The organism is Sphingosinicella flava (genome assembly GCF_016025255.1).
Lineage (GTDB): Bacteria > Pseudomonadota > Alphaproteobacteria > Sphingomonadales > Sphingomonadaceae > Allosphingosinicella > Allosphingosinicella flava.
In genome coordinates this window covers 2,406,393-2,421,597 of sequence record NZ_CP065592.1, presented here as the reverse complement: position 1 = coordinate 2,421,597, position 15,205 = coordinate 2,406,393, and the positions used below count along the sequence as shown (strand labels likewise).

General features: G+C 62.7%; 5 protein-coding genes. 1 reads left to right on the top strand and 4 read right to left on the bottom strand.

Annotation, left to right across the window (positions count from 1 at the left end; all coding sequences use genetic code 11):
* Positions 1 to 2,120 (bottom strand): filamentous hemagglutinin N-terminal domain-containing protein (locus IC614_RS12270; protein ID WP_200971730.1); only part of this gene is annotated, 2,120 nt, incomplete at its 3' end.
* Between the two features lie 650 nt (positions 2,121 to 2,770).
* Between IC614_RS12270 and glf the strand changes: the two genes are divergently transcribed.
* A complete protein-coding gene (glf, locus tag IC614_RS12265) occupies positions 2,771 to 5,020 on the top strand; it encodes a UDP-galactopyranose mutase (RefSeq protein WP_200971729.1) in 2,250 nt (749 codons plus the stop codon).
* Between the two features lie 71 nt (positions 5,021 to 5,091).
* On the opposite strand, the gene IC614_RS12260 is transcribed toward glf, so the two are convergent.
* The 3 genes from IC614_RS12260 to IC614_RS12250 form a co-directional block, all read right to left on the bottom strand.
* Complete coding sequence (locus IC614_RS12260; protein WP_226372663.1) at positions 5,092 to 7,239, bottom strand: family 1 glycosylhydrolase; 2,148 nt, start codon at positions 7,237 to 7,239, stop codon at positions 5,092 to 5,094.
* Positions 7,240 to 7,371: 132 nt separating this feature from the next.
* Positions 7,372 to 9,390 carry a response regulator gene (locus IC614_RS12255; RefSeq protein WP_207791124.1) on the bottom strand — a complete coding sequence of 673 codons (2,019 nt, stop codon included), beginning with the start codon at positions 9,388 to 9,390 and terminating at the stop codon, positions 7,372 to 7,374.
* Positions 9,391 to 9,415: 25 nt separating this feature from the next.
* Positions 9,416 to 15,121: a HAMP domain-containing protein gene (locus tag IC614_RS12250; RefSeq protein WP_226372662.1), complete on the bottom strand. Its 5,706-nt coding sequence runs from the start codon at positions 15,119 to 15,121 to the stop codon at positions 9,416 to 9,418.
* Between the last annotated feature and the right edge of the window lie 84 nt (positions 15,122 to 15,205).

Here is a 15,205-nt window from a genome sequence, read left to right as displayed (position 1 = left end):
GGCGGCGGCGGCGGCGGCGGTGGCGGCGGCGGCGGCGGCGGCGGCGGCGGCGGCGGCGGCGGCGGTGGCGGTGGCGGCGTGGGATCTGCCGGGATCACAGGCGGCGTCGGCAGATTTGCGGTATTGTTGATATAGATGACGCGGGGATCGGCCGCATTGGGATCGTTCGGGTAACGGATGTCGCCAGTCACCTGGATGAAGCCGCCGAGAACGGAAATGTTGCTGTTATCGGCGACATAGATGCGGACCGAGCCGGTCGCGCCGAAGCTCGTCAGATTGGCGTTGTTGAAGAAACCGCCCCGGCGGCTTTCGAAAACCACGTCGTCGGCGGCCCCGGCAAAGGTAAAGCCAGGCGCGAGCGTCAGGTTGCCGAAGGTGCTGAAATAGGCGGAAAGCGCTTGATCCGGATTGAGCGCGGTCCCGACGAAATCGCCGGCAAGCGTCAGATCCCCATCGGCGTCGCGTAGGTCGATGAACCCGATCCGGCCGCTGCCGACCCGTTCGAAATTGACCCGCCCGATCGCGTTCACCGGCGAGTTGAGCAGGATGCTCACGACGCCGCCATAGCGCAGCGTCAGGTTCTCCGTCTTCAGACGGACATCGGGGCCGAGGAAGATGAAGCTGTTGGTCGAATTCGTCTGAAGCGTAACGTTCTGCACGACGATCGCGGGATTGCGCGGCTCGGGCGATGAAAAGCCAATGCTCCGCCCCGCTTGCAGGACCAGGCCCGCGCCGGATGCGGTATTTACGATGTCGGCGTTGACGGCGATGTCCCGCGTCGCGTCGAGCGTTAGCGTTGTAGCGCCGCTCCAGAAGATGGGATCGAGAACGCGGATGTCGCCCTCGCCCACGCCCGAGCTCGTCGTCGTCACCGTCACCGACGTCGTCCGCAGCGCTTCGGCGAGGACGTCGGGATTGAGAATGGACTGCGTCGTGTTGGGCGGCGTGTAGACCCCGCCGTTGATCCCGCCGGTCGTCGTTTGCCGCGTGATCAGGACGTTCGTGGGATCGAGCAGCAGCGAGCCTGTCTTGCCTTTCGCGGCAGTGGTGTCGACCCTGCCGTTGAAGCCGAGCCAGCCTTTGCCCGACACTTCCACCTTACCGCCGTCGCCCGCGGCCGATCCGCCGCGCGACGTGATCGCGCCGCGAAAATCAGTTTCGCCGTCGGCCCAGACGACGACGGTGCCGCCTTTGCCGTTGGCGCCGGCATCGGCGCTAATGCGGGCGCTTTCCGTTACCTCGGTGCGCCGTGCATTGGGCATATCGGCATCGCCGCCCTGCCAGCCGCCGCCGATGCGCACGCGGCCGCCATCGGCCGCTCCGCTGGCGTCGATCTGGCCTGAGACGCGTATCGTGTCGCCCGCCACCGTCACGTCGCCGGCCTTGATGCCGCCGCCGATATTGACCGCCAGCGCATAGGGATTGCCGCCCGCGGCGCGCAGCTGCGCCTGGGTGGCGGCGATCGCACCCGCTGAATCGACGCTGCCGGCGCCTTGGACGAGAATGCGTCCGCCATCCCTCGCCGATCCGACAAGTACCTCCGTGCCGCCGGCGAGCAGGGCAGTGCCCGCTGCGGTTATCCGCCCGTCATTGCGCACATCCCGCGCGATCAGGAACACATCGCCCGAATGGCCGGTGATGTCGCCTTGATTGTAGACGCCCGCTGTGGAAGTGCCGCTGAAGCGCATCCGGCCGGCCAGGAAATCCTCGTCGCTGATATTGAGAGTAGAGGCGACGAAGCCCGCCGTGTCGATGCGTCCGCCAGCGCCTACCAACACGCCGTTGGGATTGACGACGAATACACGCCCATTGGCCTCGACCGAACCGTGGATCCGCGTGGGATCGCCGCCGGTGACGCGGTTCAGGATGGCGGAGGCCGCATCCGGCTGCACAAAGCGCAAGGTAGATCCCGAAGGAACGGACAAGCTTGGCCAGTTAACAATTGCATTGCGCGTGGCCTGGACACCCGTCGTCGTCGACCCGCTGGTGCTGAAACGCACTTCGCCATTGACGACCGTCTGGGCAGATGCCGCAAAGGGTAGCCAAAGCTGGCTGGTTATGACGGTGCTGACAAGGAGCCGGCGGAACCGGAAGCGACGAGTAATGGCAGTGGAGCTCATGAGACGGCTTTCAACCTGGGACCGAACGGACCACCCTTCGGCAAATTTGGAAGGCCAGTCAATATTTCACTGATGTAACGAAACTGAACCCCGGAAATTCTATGCGACTAGCATATTCAATATCGACACCATTCGATAACATAACTCTTGGAATCATCTCACGAATTTACGCAGCGCTATGAAAGATCAAAGTTACTGGGCTTCATATCCCGATGAGTACTGTCTTTGTGTATGAAGCAGATTGAAATCCAATTTCCATGATGGCTTGGATAGTCCGTTAGCGCCCTATATTCTTTCGGTTTCCGTTAGAGGAGATTGAAGTTCAGCTTGGACATAGGCCTCCGCGCTCTGGATGATCTGCAGCTGCGCGCCGCGTTATAAATGGCTCTGGGACGCGCATCATCCCAATCGAACGTCGGGAGCGATTGGCGTAATCTACTGATCGAGATCAGCTTATGCCCTTGGCCTGGAACAGGGAAGCGTTTTTGGGCGTTTCCCCGATGCCTTAAAGTCCATCATGGAACCCAGATATGATTTTGACGCCCCCTCCGCGGGACGCCGTTCAAACGGCTTCGATTTCTGTGCCGCACACGCTCTTGTGCTTTTCCCACCTCAGGTGGAACTTCGTTTTTCAAAGACCTCAGCACCTGATGAGCCGCTTTGCCCGCGAGCGGCGGGTTATCTTTTGGGAGGAGCCGGAATTTGTGGCGGGCCAAGCCGTATCCTTGCGGATCACGCCTTGCCGCGAAACGGGCGTGATCGTCGCGACCCCGATGCTGCCCGAGGGGTTGCCCGAGGATGAGCGGGACGCCAATTTGAAAACCTTGCTCAACGGCTTGCTGAATGGCGAGGAAGGGCCGGTCATCCGCTGGTATTACACGCCGATGATGCTGCCCTTTTCGCGGCACATCGACAGCGTGACGACCGTCTATGACTGCATGGACGAGCTCGCCAATTTCCGCTTCGCGCCGCCCGAGCTTCTGCCATTGGAAAGCGAGCTGTTCGACGCGGCGGACCTTGTCTTCACCGGCGGCTACAGCCTCTATGAAGCCAAGCGCGAACGGCATTCGAGCGTTCATGCCTTCCCTTCCAGTGTCGATCGCGCCCATTTCATGAAGGCCCGGGAACATCGCGCCGATCCCGTGGATCAAGCGTCGATCCCAGGGCCGCGGCTGGGCTTTTACGGCGTCATCGACGAGCGCATGGACCTCGATCTGATCGCCGCCATCGCCGATGCGCGCCCGCAATGGTCGATCGTGATGCTGGGCCCGGTCGTCAAGATCGATCCCGCCGATCTGCCCCGGCGCGCCAACATCCATTATCTCGGCGGCAAGCAATATGACGAGTTGCCCGATTATCTGGGCGGCTGGGACGCGGCCCTGATGCCGTTCGCGATCAACGAATCGACGAAATTCATCTCGCCGACCAAGACGCCTGAATATCTGGCGGGTGGGAAGCCGGTCGTGTCGACGCCGATCACCGATGTCATCCGCCATTATGGCGACATGGACGCCGTCACCATCGCCGCCGATGCCGAGGCCTTCGTGGCGGGCTGCGAAAAGGCGATCGCCCTGTCGCGGAAGGGCGACGGTTGGCTCCGTGAAGTGGATGCAAAGCTCGCCCACCTCAGCTGGGACACAACCCATGCACGCATGGCCGCTTGCGTGGCGCAGGCCGTCGGATCAAGGCCCACGGCGCCGTCCATCATCGCGTCGCACAAGCATGATTATTACGACTATCTTATCGTGGGTGCGGGTTTTGCCGGCGCGACGCTCGCCGAACGGCTGGCAAGCCAGCATGATGCCAAGGTTTTGGTGGTCGACAAGCGTCCTCATATCGCCGGCAACGCTTACGACCGTCCGGACGAAGCGGGCATATTGATCCACCAATATGGGCCGCACATCTTCCACACCAATTCCGACGAGATTTTCGCCTATCTGTCGCAATTCACGGCGTGGCGGCCCTATGAACATCGCGTGTTGGCTCAAGTGCGCGACAAATTGGTTCCCATTCCGATCAACCGCACGACGCTGAACGCCCTGTTCGACCTCGACTTGCGCACCGAGGAAGAAGCGGCGGACTATCTCGCGTCCCGGGCCGAGCCGGTCGACACCATCGTCACGTCCGAGGATGTCGTCATTTCCGCCGTCGGCCGCGAACTCTATGAGCTGTTCTTCCAGGGCTATACGCGCAAGCAATGGGGGATCGATCCGAGCGATCTCGACAAGGCGGTCACCGCCCGCATTCCGACCCGCACCAATACGGACGACCGTTATTTCGGGGACAAGCATCAGGCGATGCCGGCGGACGGCTTTACCGCCATGTTCGCGAACATGCTCAACCATCCCAATATCGACTTGATGCTCGGCACCGATTTCAAGGACATCCGCAAGGCGGTCCGGGCCGATCACATCATCTATACCGGCCCGGTCGACGAATATTTCGATTTCCGGTTCGGCAAGCTGCCCTATCGGAGCCTGCGTTTCGAGCATAAGGTGCTGGACACGGCGCAGCATCAGCCAGTGGCCGTGGTAAATTATCCCGATCCAGACGTACCCTATACCCGGATCACGGAATATAAGCATCTGACCGGTCAGACTCATGAGAAGACCAGCCTGACCTACGAATATCCAAGCGCGGAAGGCGATCCTTATTATCCCATTCCCCGTCCGGAAAATCAGGCGCTCTACAAACGCTATGAGGCGCTGGCGGACGCGACGCCGGGCGTTACCTTCGTCGGCCGCCTCGCCACCTATCGCTATTATAATATGGATCAGGTCGTCGGCCAGGCGCTCGCGACATTCCGCCGCCTGGACGAGAAACGGAAATCCCTGCTCGCCTCGCTGGCCCAGGAAGAGGATCTGGACGATCAGGACAAGATGATCGTCGCGGCCGAATAGGATGCCAAAAGGCCGGAGGGATCATCCTCCGGCCTTTTCTTCATCGCCATACGTTTTTCGATTTACAATAGTTACGCCGCGATCATCGGCTTCACTTCGGCGACGAAGGCGTCGATCGCATGGTCGACCGGACGCAACAATGCGCCGCGACCGCTGGCAAGAGCCGTATTGGCGCCATCGCCGCTGGCGACGGATTGGACAAGCGCACCGTCATAACCTGCGCGTTCCGCCAGCCGCCGGGCGAATTCATGCCAGCTCAGATTGCCCTGGTTGGTGAGGTGCCAGACGCCCTGTTCCCCGTCGATCAGCAGATCGAGCGCGGCATGGCAGAGATCCGGCACATAGGTCGGCGACACGATCGTTTTCGGGCAGGCGCTGACGGGTTCTCCCCGCGCCAGCCCGTTCAGGATGTGCCAGGCGAAATTATACTTATCCCAAGGGCCGAAAAAGGCGGCCGTGCGGATGACCAGCGCCTGTTCCGCGAGGCGTAGCACGCGGCTTTCCGCTTCCGCCTTGCTGAGGCCATAAGCGCCCACGGGATTGACCGGATCCTCTTCGCGATATGGTCCTTGCCTGCCGTTGAAGACCAGGTCCGACGAGAAGGTGACGAGCGGCACTCCCGCTTCGGCGCAAATCTGCGCCAGCGTCTCCGGCCCATGGCTGTTCGCGGCGAAACAAGCATCGCGCTCCCGCTCGGCATCCTGAACGCGAACGAAACCCGCCGCATTGACCACCGCCCAGGGCCGATGCCGATCAAGGGCGGAGCGGATCGAATCCGCGCTGCAGAGATCGAGTTCGTTGCGGCTCGTAAGAAGATGGGGAAGCCCGCGATGATCGGAAATGCGCGAAAAGGCACGCCCCAGCGTGCCGGTCGCGCCGGTGATCAGCAATGTCCTGCCTTGAAGAGTGCTGCTCCGGGAGCGTTTGTTCCAAGGATAGAGCCGCTCACCGCGCCGCCACCAGCCGGGCGTATCGAGTACCGGATGATCGAAATCCTGTCCGTGCGCAAAAGCGCGTGCAGCCGCGGCGAGGACCGTTGCGCGCGGCTTTTGGCTTCGCGCGTCGAATGCACCCACATCGTACACGCCGTCCTGGCGCGTCAGCAGCGACCGCCAGTCCACATTGCCGAACAGGGACCACAAGGTGACGGCGCGGAGGTCCACGCCCTCCTCCCGCACGTCCAGCGCGGCTCGCCACACCTCGGCGAACCAGCGCAATTGCTCGTCGCGGGTGCAGCCATGATGCACTTCGGTGATCGCCATCGGGATATGGTAGCGCCGCCACGCTTCCCGGAGCCGGGGCCCCGGCCCCGTTTTGCCGCTCAATGCCGCAACGCGCACGGCTTCGGCGTCGACATAGGCATGGCGCCCGTTCCCGCCGGGAGCGATGTCCGGATAAAGATGGAGCCGGTGATCCAGAAATCGCTCGCTCGTCACATAATGGTTGATGCCGATCAGGTCGGGCGTGGCCTCCCCGGATGCGAGCTCATCAAGCAGAGGCTTGGAAACGCCGCTCTCTCGCATCGCATCGTAAAAGGCATGGCCTTTGCGAACCCGCCCGCACAGAAGATCCAGGCTCAACCACCGCCGTTCATTTTCATGCGCCGCCTGATATCGGAGGGGGGCCGTGGAAAAAATCTTGCCCAGATCCTCGGTCTGGATGAGCCGCGCGGAGGGCACGACGGCGCGAATGGCGCGCATGGCGCGCAACGTACCCGAACATTCATGGGCGAGCGCACGCAGGAAGGCACCGAAATCCCGTTTGTGCGGATACCAATGGCCGTAAAGCGCGGAAAAGCGCGCGGTCGTCAGCGGTTCGTTGACCGGCGTCCAATCCTCGATCCAGGGATAACGCTCGGCAGCGCGCGCCGCGAAATCGGCCAACTTGTCCGGAAAGGCGGGGTCGAGAAGATCGGTATAACGCGGTCCCGACCCATGGTGGCACAGCCCCCCGATGACGCGCACGCCCCGGTCGCGAAGCCGCGCCAGCCGCTCATCCGTCCAGGCGAAATCGAGCTTGCTGGGATCATCGGGAGAGATCGATTCCCACAAAATGGGATAGCGTAATGCGGTAATGCCAAGATCGGCGATCAAATCCATGTCGTCCGAGCGGTCGCGATGCCCGGTTTCCGCCACCTGATCGCGCCATGCATCGCCGACGCGGGTCGTGGAGCATTCCACCCCGCCCCACAATTCGAGCCGGCCGTTCACGTCATCCATGCGCTTTTCCATGCTGTGCCTCATCGAGCCAGCAACCCGCCGCGGGGCATGGGTGTTCCCATATTCATTACGGTTTCAGCCACTGGCGTCATTTACGCCACCGACCCGAAAGCGAAACGCGGACAGCCCTTTCTATCGATTCTGAATCTTGGCGATCGCCTTGGCCAGCCGTTCGGGCGGAAAGGGTTTGACAAGGACCGTCACGCCTGCCGGTACATCCTTGATCTCGTCCGTGTCGGCATAGCCCGTCACGATGATAGCCGGCAGGCCGGGCCGGATTTCCCGCGCCCGGCGCACCATTTGCACGCCCGACATGGCGGGCATGGCATAATCGGTGATGATCAGATCGATGGCGTCGCCCTTTTGGGCCAGGATATCGAGCGCCTCGGGGCCGCCCGTCGCCTCGAAAATAGTATGGCCCAGGTCGGACAACAGAGCGGCGGTCGTTTGACGGACTTCGTTATGATCGTCCGTGAGCAGGATGTTCCGGCGGGCATGCTCCCGGCTCGCGGCACTGGCCTGCTCCGCGGCGGCATCGGGTTCGACCGCCTTCAATTCCGATCGCGGCAGCAGGATGGCGACCGTAGTCCCCATTCCGATCTCGCTTTCGATATGAATGGCGCCGCCCGATTGCTTCGCGAAACCGTAGACCATCGACAGGCCGAGTCCCGAACCCTTGCCGATTTCCTTGGTCGTGAAAAAGGGTTCCAGCACGCGTTCGAGGAGGTCGGGCGCAATGCCGGTGCCGGTGTCGGTGACAGACACGCGCACGTAATCGCCCGCCGCCAATTCGTAGGCATTGGCTTCGCCGATCTGTTCGTTGCAGGCCGACACGCGGATCTGGCCGCCTTCCGGCATGGCATCGCGCGCGTTGATGATCAGGTTCATGATCGCGAGTTCGAGCTGCGCTCCGTCGGCATAGGCGCACCACAATTCGCCGGGTATTTCCCATTCCAGCTCGACCAGCCCACCCAATGTATGACTGAGGAGATCGCCGACCGAAGCGGACAGCTGCTTCATGGATACCGGCGCGGGTTGCAATTGCTGCCGCCGGGAAAAGGCCAGCAGGCGCCGCACAAGGTCCGTGCCCTGCTCCGCCGCCCGCCGCGTCATCGCCAGGATTTTCGATTGGTCGTCCTTCAGCTCGACGCGTCGGCCGATCAGGTCGAGCCCCCCAAGGACGGCGGCGAGAAGGTTGTTGAAATCGTGGGCGATCCCGCCCGTCAGCTTCCCGATCGCATCCAATTTCTGCGCCTGAACGAGCTGACTTTCCAGTTCGCGCCGCTCGGTCATGTCGAGGATGGAGCCCACGACCTCGCGCTGGCCCGATTCACCGGCCAAGACGATCATCTGTTCCAGGAAATAGCGATATTCGTCGTCGGCGCAGCGCCAGCGATATTCGATCGCCAGCTTCCCCTCCGTCTCCAAATCCGCATAACCGGCAACGACACGCTCCCGATCCTCGGGATGCAGACGGTCTTGCCACTCGCAGACGGTCGGGGGGCTTGGAAAGCCTGTCAGTCGCTCCAGATTGCCGCCGATAATCGCAGGCTGGCCCGACTTGTCGTCCAGTGCGCGAAGAAAAAGGGCGATGGGAAGAGATTGAATGACCGCGGCATGCCGCATTTCGGCCGCCCGGAGGGCTTGCTCGACGCGCAATTTCTCGGCCTGGATACGGTAATTCTCATCGAGGAGCGCTTGTTCCTGCGCCGCCCTCTGCTGGATCTGCCGGGTCTTGGCGAAAAGATCGACGAAGACGGACACTTTGGTGCGCAGGATGAGCGGGTCGACCGGCTTGAACACATAATCGACGGCGCCCATCGCATAACCGCGATTGAGATGGGCCGCCTCCTTATTGACCGCCGATAGGAAGATGATCGGTATGCGCTTGGTCTGCTCGCGGCTGCGGATCATCTGGGCGGTTTCGTAACCGTCGAGGCCCGGCATGAAGACGTCGAGCAGGATGACCGCGAACTCGCCGTTCAGAAGATGACGAAGCGCTTCTTCACCGGACGAGGCGACGACGACGTCCGCTACTTCGTCCACGACCGTCTTCAATGCCAGCAGATTGCGCTTGTCGTCATCGACGATGAGAACGCGCGGCCGTTCTTCATCGTCCAGGGCGATCACGGCGTCTTTATCCTTCGGCATGACTGAACCCTGCACCGTCACAGGGTCACTCCGCGATCGCGACGGCGGAAATCGGGTTCTTGGTCCGCCCCTTGGCGCGCCCGACCCAGACCCGGAGCAAGGCGAGCAGAAGATCCATGTCGACCGGCTTCGCGATATAATCGGACGCTCCGGCGTCCAGGCACTTCTGCCGGTCGCCCTGCATCGCCTTTGCGGTCACGGCGATGAGCGGCAGGTCCGCCAGTCCCTGCCGCTGGCGAATCTGCCGCATGGTCTCGTAACCGTCCATTTCCGGCATCATGATGTCGATAAGGGCGATATCGATCTCCGGGTCTTCTTCGAGGATCGCGATCCCCTCCCGCCCGCGCTCGGCGTAAAGGACGGTCGCGTCATAAGTCTCCAAGACGCTTGTGAGCGAATAGATGTTCCGGATGTCGTCGTCGACGACGAGGATCTTGGCGCCGGCGATTTCGGGAACGCCGGTCGACGCGGCGGTGACATCGCTCTTCCTGCCGCGGCGCAGAAGCGAAGGCAGCATGGCCGCGAGCGCCTTGGGCGTGCGAACCACGCGCACGTCGCGATTGACGGCGATGCGGTTGACGGCGATGCGGACTTCGGGCGCTTCGGCGTCGGCCCCGAAGACGATGAGCGGAATGCCGGTCAGCGCGTCTCCGGCATCGGTCAGATCGTCGATGATGCTGACCGCTTTCGCGGCCGGAACGAGGACCGCATGGACCCGGTCGAGTTCCAGGGCGGCGGCGGCCGTGACATTGACCGCCCCTTCGAAACGGATCGCCGGATCGCCGACCGCCCGGGCCAGCGCCTTCCGCTCGGCGACGCTGCTGCCGATGGTGAGCACCGTGCGTTCCATGCGGCTGATGCGTTGATAGAAACTGTCGAAAATCGTCTTGAGCGCCTCGGGCGAAGCCGGCTTCTCCGTCACGCCGACCGCGCCCAGCGCGAGCGCCGCCGCCGCCCGCTCCTTGCCCGAAATGACATGGACCGGGATGTGGCTCGTTTCCGGATCGTGCTTCAAGAGATCGAGCAACACGGAGCCGTCGATGTCGGCGAGGCCGAGATCGAGGGTGATCGCGTCGGGCTGAATCTTGCGCGCCATGGCCAGCGTGCCCGCGCCGGCCGATGACACGACGCCCTTCAGCCCCGCCTCATGCGCCATTTCAAGCAGAATGCCCGCGAAGGTCGAATCGTCTTCCACGATCAGCACGAACGGATCGTCGCCAAGGTTCGCGCGGTCGTCCGACACCTGCTCGACGGCGCGCGGCGCAGACAACAAACGCCCTTCAAAGGCCTGATCCCCCTCGGCGGCATTGGCCGGGGCTTCCGGCATGGCGTCCTGAGGCACGAAGAGAGTGAACGTCGATCCCTTGCCGGGCGTCGATTCCACCCGCAGCTCGCCGCCCAGAAGACCGGCAATCTCGCGGCTGATGGACAGGCCGAGCCCTGTGCCCCCATAGCGGCGGCTCGTCGTGCCGTCCGCTTGCTGGAAGGCCTCGAAGATCAGCTTCTGCTTGTCTTCCGGAATGCCGATGCCGGTGTCGGTGACCGCGAAGGCGATGACGCCTTCGGCGGCGTCGAGCGCGGCCAAGCCCCTGGTCCAGCCCTTTTTGACGCTCTGGACCGAGAGGGTGATCGAGCCTTTCGACGTGAATTTGAAGGCGTTGGAAAGCAGGTTGAGAACGACCTGCTGAAGCCTCTTTTCGTCGGTCCGCATCGACAGCGGCAAGCGGCTGTCGAATTCGACCTCGAACGCCAGGCCCTTGTCCTGCGCGATTTGGTTGAAGGTGCGCTCGACATTCTGCTTCAAGACCTTGAGCGGCACATCGCCGATGTCGATCGAAACAGTACCGGATTCGATCTTCGACAAATCGAGGATGTCGTTGATCAGATTGAGAAGGTCGGTTCCGGCCGCGTTGATCGTGCGCGCGAATTCGGTTTGCTTCTCATTGAGATTGCCCTGCGGATTGTCGGCCAGCAGCTTCGACAGGATGAGCAGCGAATTGAGGGGCGTCCGCAATTCGTGGCTCATGTTGGCAAGGAATTCGGACTTGTACTTCGACGTCAGCGCCAGCTGCTCGGCCTTCTCCTCGACCGCGCGGCGGGCCATGTCGATTTCGATATTCTTCGCTTCGACCTGCTTCTTCTCATATTCGAGGAGCAGCGCCTTTTCCTGCAACTCCTCGTTCGTGGCGTGCAATTCCTCCTGCTTGGTGGTGAGCTCGGTCTGGCGCGCCTGAAGCTCGGTCGTCAGCAGCTGCGACTGCTTCAAAAGGCCTTCCGTGCGCATCGTCGCGGCGATCGTGTTCAAGACGATACCGACCGATTCCATCAGCTGGTCGAGGAAGGACAGGTGGGTTTCGTTGAACTCGCTGAACGATGCGAGCTCGATCACCGCCCGCACATCGTCTTCGAAAATGGCGGGCATGATGTTGACGTTGACCGGCGCCGCATGACCGAGGCCGGAGCCGATACGGATGAAATCCGCCGGCACTTCCTCCAGCAACATCGACCTCTTGTCCGCTGCGCACTGGCCGACCAGTCCCTCGCGCAGGTGGAAGGTCGGCTTCAGCGCGTCCGGGCGTTCCGCGCCATAGCTCGCCGCCAGCTCCAGAACCGTTTCGTCACCGTCGCGCTTGGCGACATAGAAGACGCCATATTGCGCGTTCACGAGCGGCGCCAGTTCGGAAATGATGAGGCTCGACACGGTGGTGAGGTCGCGCTCGCCCTGCAGCATGCGGCTGAACCGCGCGAGGTTGGTCTTGAGCCAATCCTGCTCCGCATTCTTCAAGGTTTGTTCCTTGAGGTTGCGGATCATCTCGTTGATGTTGTCCTTGAGCGCGGCCATCTCGCCCGACGCTTCCACCGCGATGGAGCGCGACAGATCGCCCTTCGTCACGGCGGTCGCCACGTCGGCGATGGAGCGCACCTGGTTCGTGAGGTTCGCTGCGAGCTGGTTCACGTTGTCGGTGAGATCGCGCCACAGGCCCGCGGCGCCGGGCACCGACGCCTGACCGCCCAACTTGCCTTCGATGCCCACCTCGCGGGCCATGCTCGTCACCTGGTCGCCGAAGGTCGACAGCGTGTCGATCATGAAGTTGATGGTCTCGGCAAGCGCCGCGATCTCGCCGCGCGCTTCCACGGCGAGCTTCCGCTTCAAATTGCCCTGCGCCACGGCGGTCACAACGTCGGCGATGCCGCGCACCTGGTTCGTCAGGTTGTTCGCCATCAGGTTCACGTTGTCGGTGAGATCCTTCCACGTGCCGCCGACGCCCGGCACCTGCGCCTGCGCACCGAGCTTCCCTTCGGTACCCACCTCGCGCGCCACGCGCGTCACTTCCGACGCAAAGGAATTCAATTGGTCCACCATGACGTTGATGGTGTTCTTGAGCTCCAGCACCTCGCCCTTCACGTCCACCGTGATCTTCTTGGAAAGGTCGCCCCTCGCCACGGCGGTCGTCACTTCGGCGATGTTGCGGACCTGGCCGGTCAAATTGTCGGCCATCAGGTTCACGTTGTCGGTAAGGTCGGCCCAGGTGCCCGCGACGCCGCGCACCTGCGCGCGGCCGCCCAGCTTGCCTTCCGTACCCACTTCGCGCGCCACGCGCGTCACTTCCGACGCGAAGGCGTTGAGCTGGTCCACCATGACGTTGATGGTGTTCTTGAGCTCCAGGATTTCGCCCTTCACGTCCACCGTGATCTTCTTGGACAAATCGCCCAAGGCCACGGCGGTCGTCACTTCGGCGATGTTGCGGACCTGGCCGGTGAGGTTCGCGGCCATGGCGTTCACGTTGTCGGTCAAATCCTTCCACGTGCCGCCGACGCCTTCCACCTGCGCCTGCGCACCCAATTTGCCCTCGGTGCCCACCTCGCGCGCCACGCGCGTCACTTCCGACGCAAAGGAATTGAGCTGGTCCACCATGACGTTGATGGTGTTCTTGAGCTCGAGCACCTCGCCCTTCACGTCCACCGTGATCTTCTTGGAAAGATCGCCCTTCGCCACGGCGGTCGTCACTTCGGCGATGTTGCGCACCTGACCGGTCAGGTTGCCGGCCATGGCGTTCACGTTGTCGGTCAGATCCTTCCAGGTACCGGCGACGCCTTCCACCTGCGCCTGACCGCCAAGACGCCCCTCGGTACCCACCTCGCGCGCCACGCGCGTCACTTCCGAGGCGAAGGAGTTAAGCTGGTCCACCATCACGTTGATGGTGTTCTTGAGCTCCAGCACCTCGCCGCGCACGTCCACGGTGATCTTCTTGGACAAATTGCCGCGCGCCACGGCGGTCGTCACCTCGGCGATGTTGCGCACCTGGCCGGTCAGGTTCGCGGCCATCAGGTTCACGTTGTCGGTCAGATCCTTCCACGTGCCCGCGACGCCCGGAACCTGCGCCTGGCCGCCCAATTTGCCTTCCGTACCCACTTCGCGCGCCACGCGCGTCACTTCCGACGCGAAGGCGTTCAGCTGGTCCACCATGACGTTGATGGTGTTCTTGAGCTCCAGGATTTCGCCCTTCACGTCCACCGTGATCTTCTTGGACAGATCGCCCAAGGCCACGGCGGTCGTCACTTCGGCGATGTTGCGGACCTGGCCGGTGAGGTTCGCGGCCATCAGGTTCACGTTGTCGGTCAAGTCCTTCCACGTGCCGCCGACGCCTTCCACCTGCGCCTGCGCGCCGAGCTTTCCTTCGGTACCCACCTCACGCGCCACGCGCGTCACTTCGCTCGCGAACGAGTTCAATTGGTCCACCATGGTATTGATGGTGTTCTTGAGCTCGAGCACCTCGCCCTTCACGTCCACCGTGATCTTCTTGGAAAGGTCGCCCTTTGCCACGGCGGTCGTCACTTCGGCGATGTTGCGCACCTGGCCGGTCAAATTGTCGGCCATCAGGTTCACATTATCGGTAAGGTCCGCCCAGGTGCCCGCGACGCCCGGCACCTGCGCCTGCGCACCCAGCTTGCCTTCGGTACCCACCTCGCGCGCCACGCGCGTCACTTCCGACGCGAAGCCATTCAGCTGGTCCACCATGACGTTGATGGTGTTCTTGAGCTCCAGCACCTCGCCGCGCACGTCCACCGTGATCTTCTTCGAAAGATCGCCCTTCGCCACGGCGGTCGTCACTTCGGCGATGTTGCGCACCTGGCCCGTCAGGTTCGCGGCCATCAGGTTCACGTTGTCGGTCAGATCCTTCCACGTGCCCGCGACGCCCTTCACGTTGGCCTGGCCGCCGAGTTTGCCTTCCGTGCCCACTTCGCGCGCCACGCGCGTCACTTCCGATGCGAAGGAGGCGAGCTGCTCCACCATCGTATTCACGACCTTGCCGATGCGCAGGAATTCGCCACGCAGCGGGCGGCCGTCGATTTCGACCGACATGGTTTGCGACAGATCGCCTTTCGCCACCGCGCCGATGACGCGCGAGACTTCGGCGGTCGGCTGCACGAGATCCTCGATCAGCTCGTTCACCGAATGAACAGCGCTGTCCCAATCGCCGCTGCCGCCCTTCACCCGGCCGCGCTGGTGGATCTTGCCCTCCTTGCCGACCACTTGCGACAGGCGCGAAAATTCGTGCGTCATCTGTTCGTTGAGCCCGACGATCTCGTTGAACAATTGCGCGATCTCGCCGTCGGCGCCGGCACCGTCCTCGGGCAGGCGAACGGAAAAATCACCCTTGCGGAAGGCGCGAAGGGCAGTCAGCAATTGACGGCGATCGAAGGTTTCTACTCGGGTTTCGGCGTTCACCAGATGGCGCTCCTGCACAAAAAGCCGGCAAGTGCCAGCCTCGTTCCCCCGAACGGCGCGACACTGCCCCGCCTGCTCTTCCAT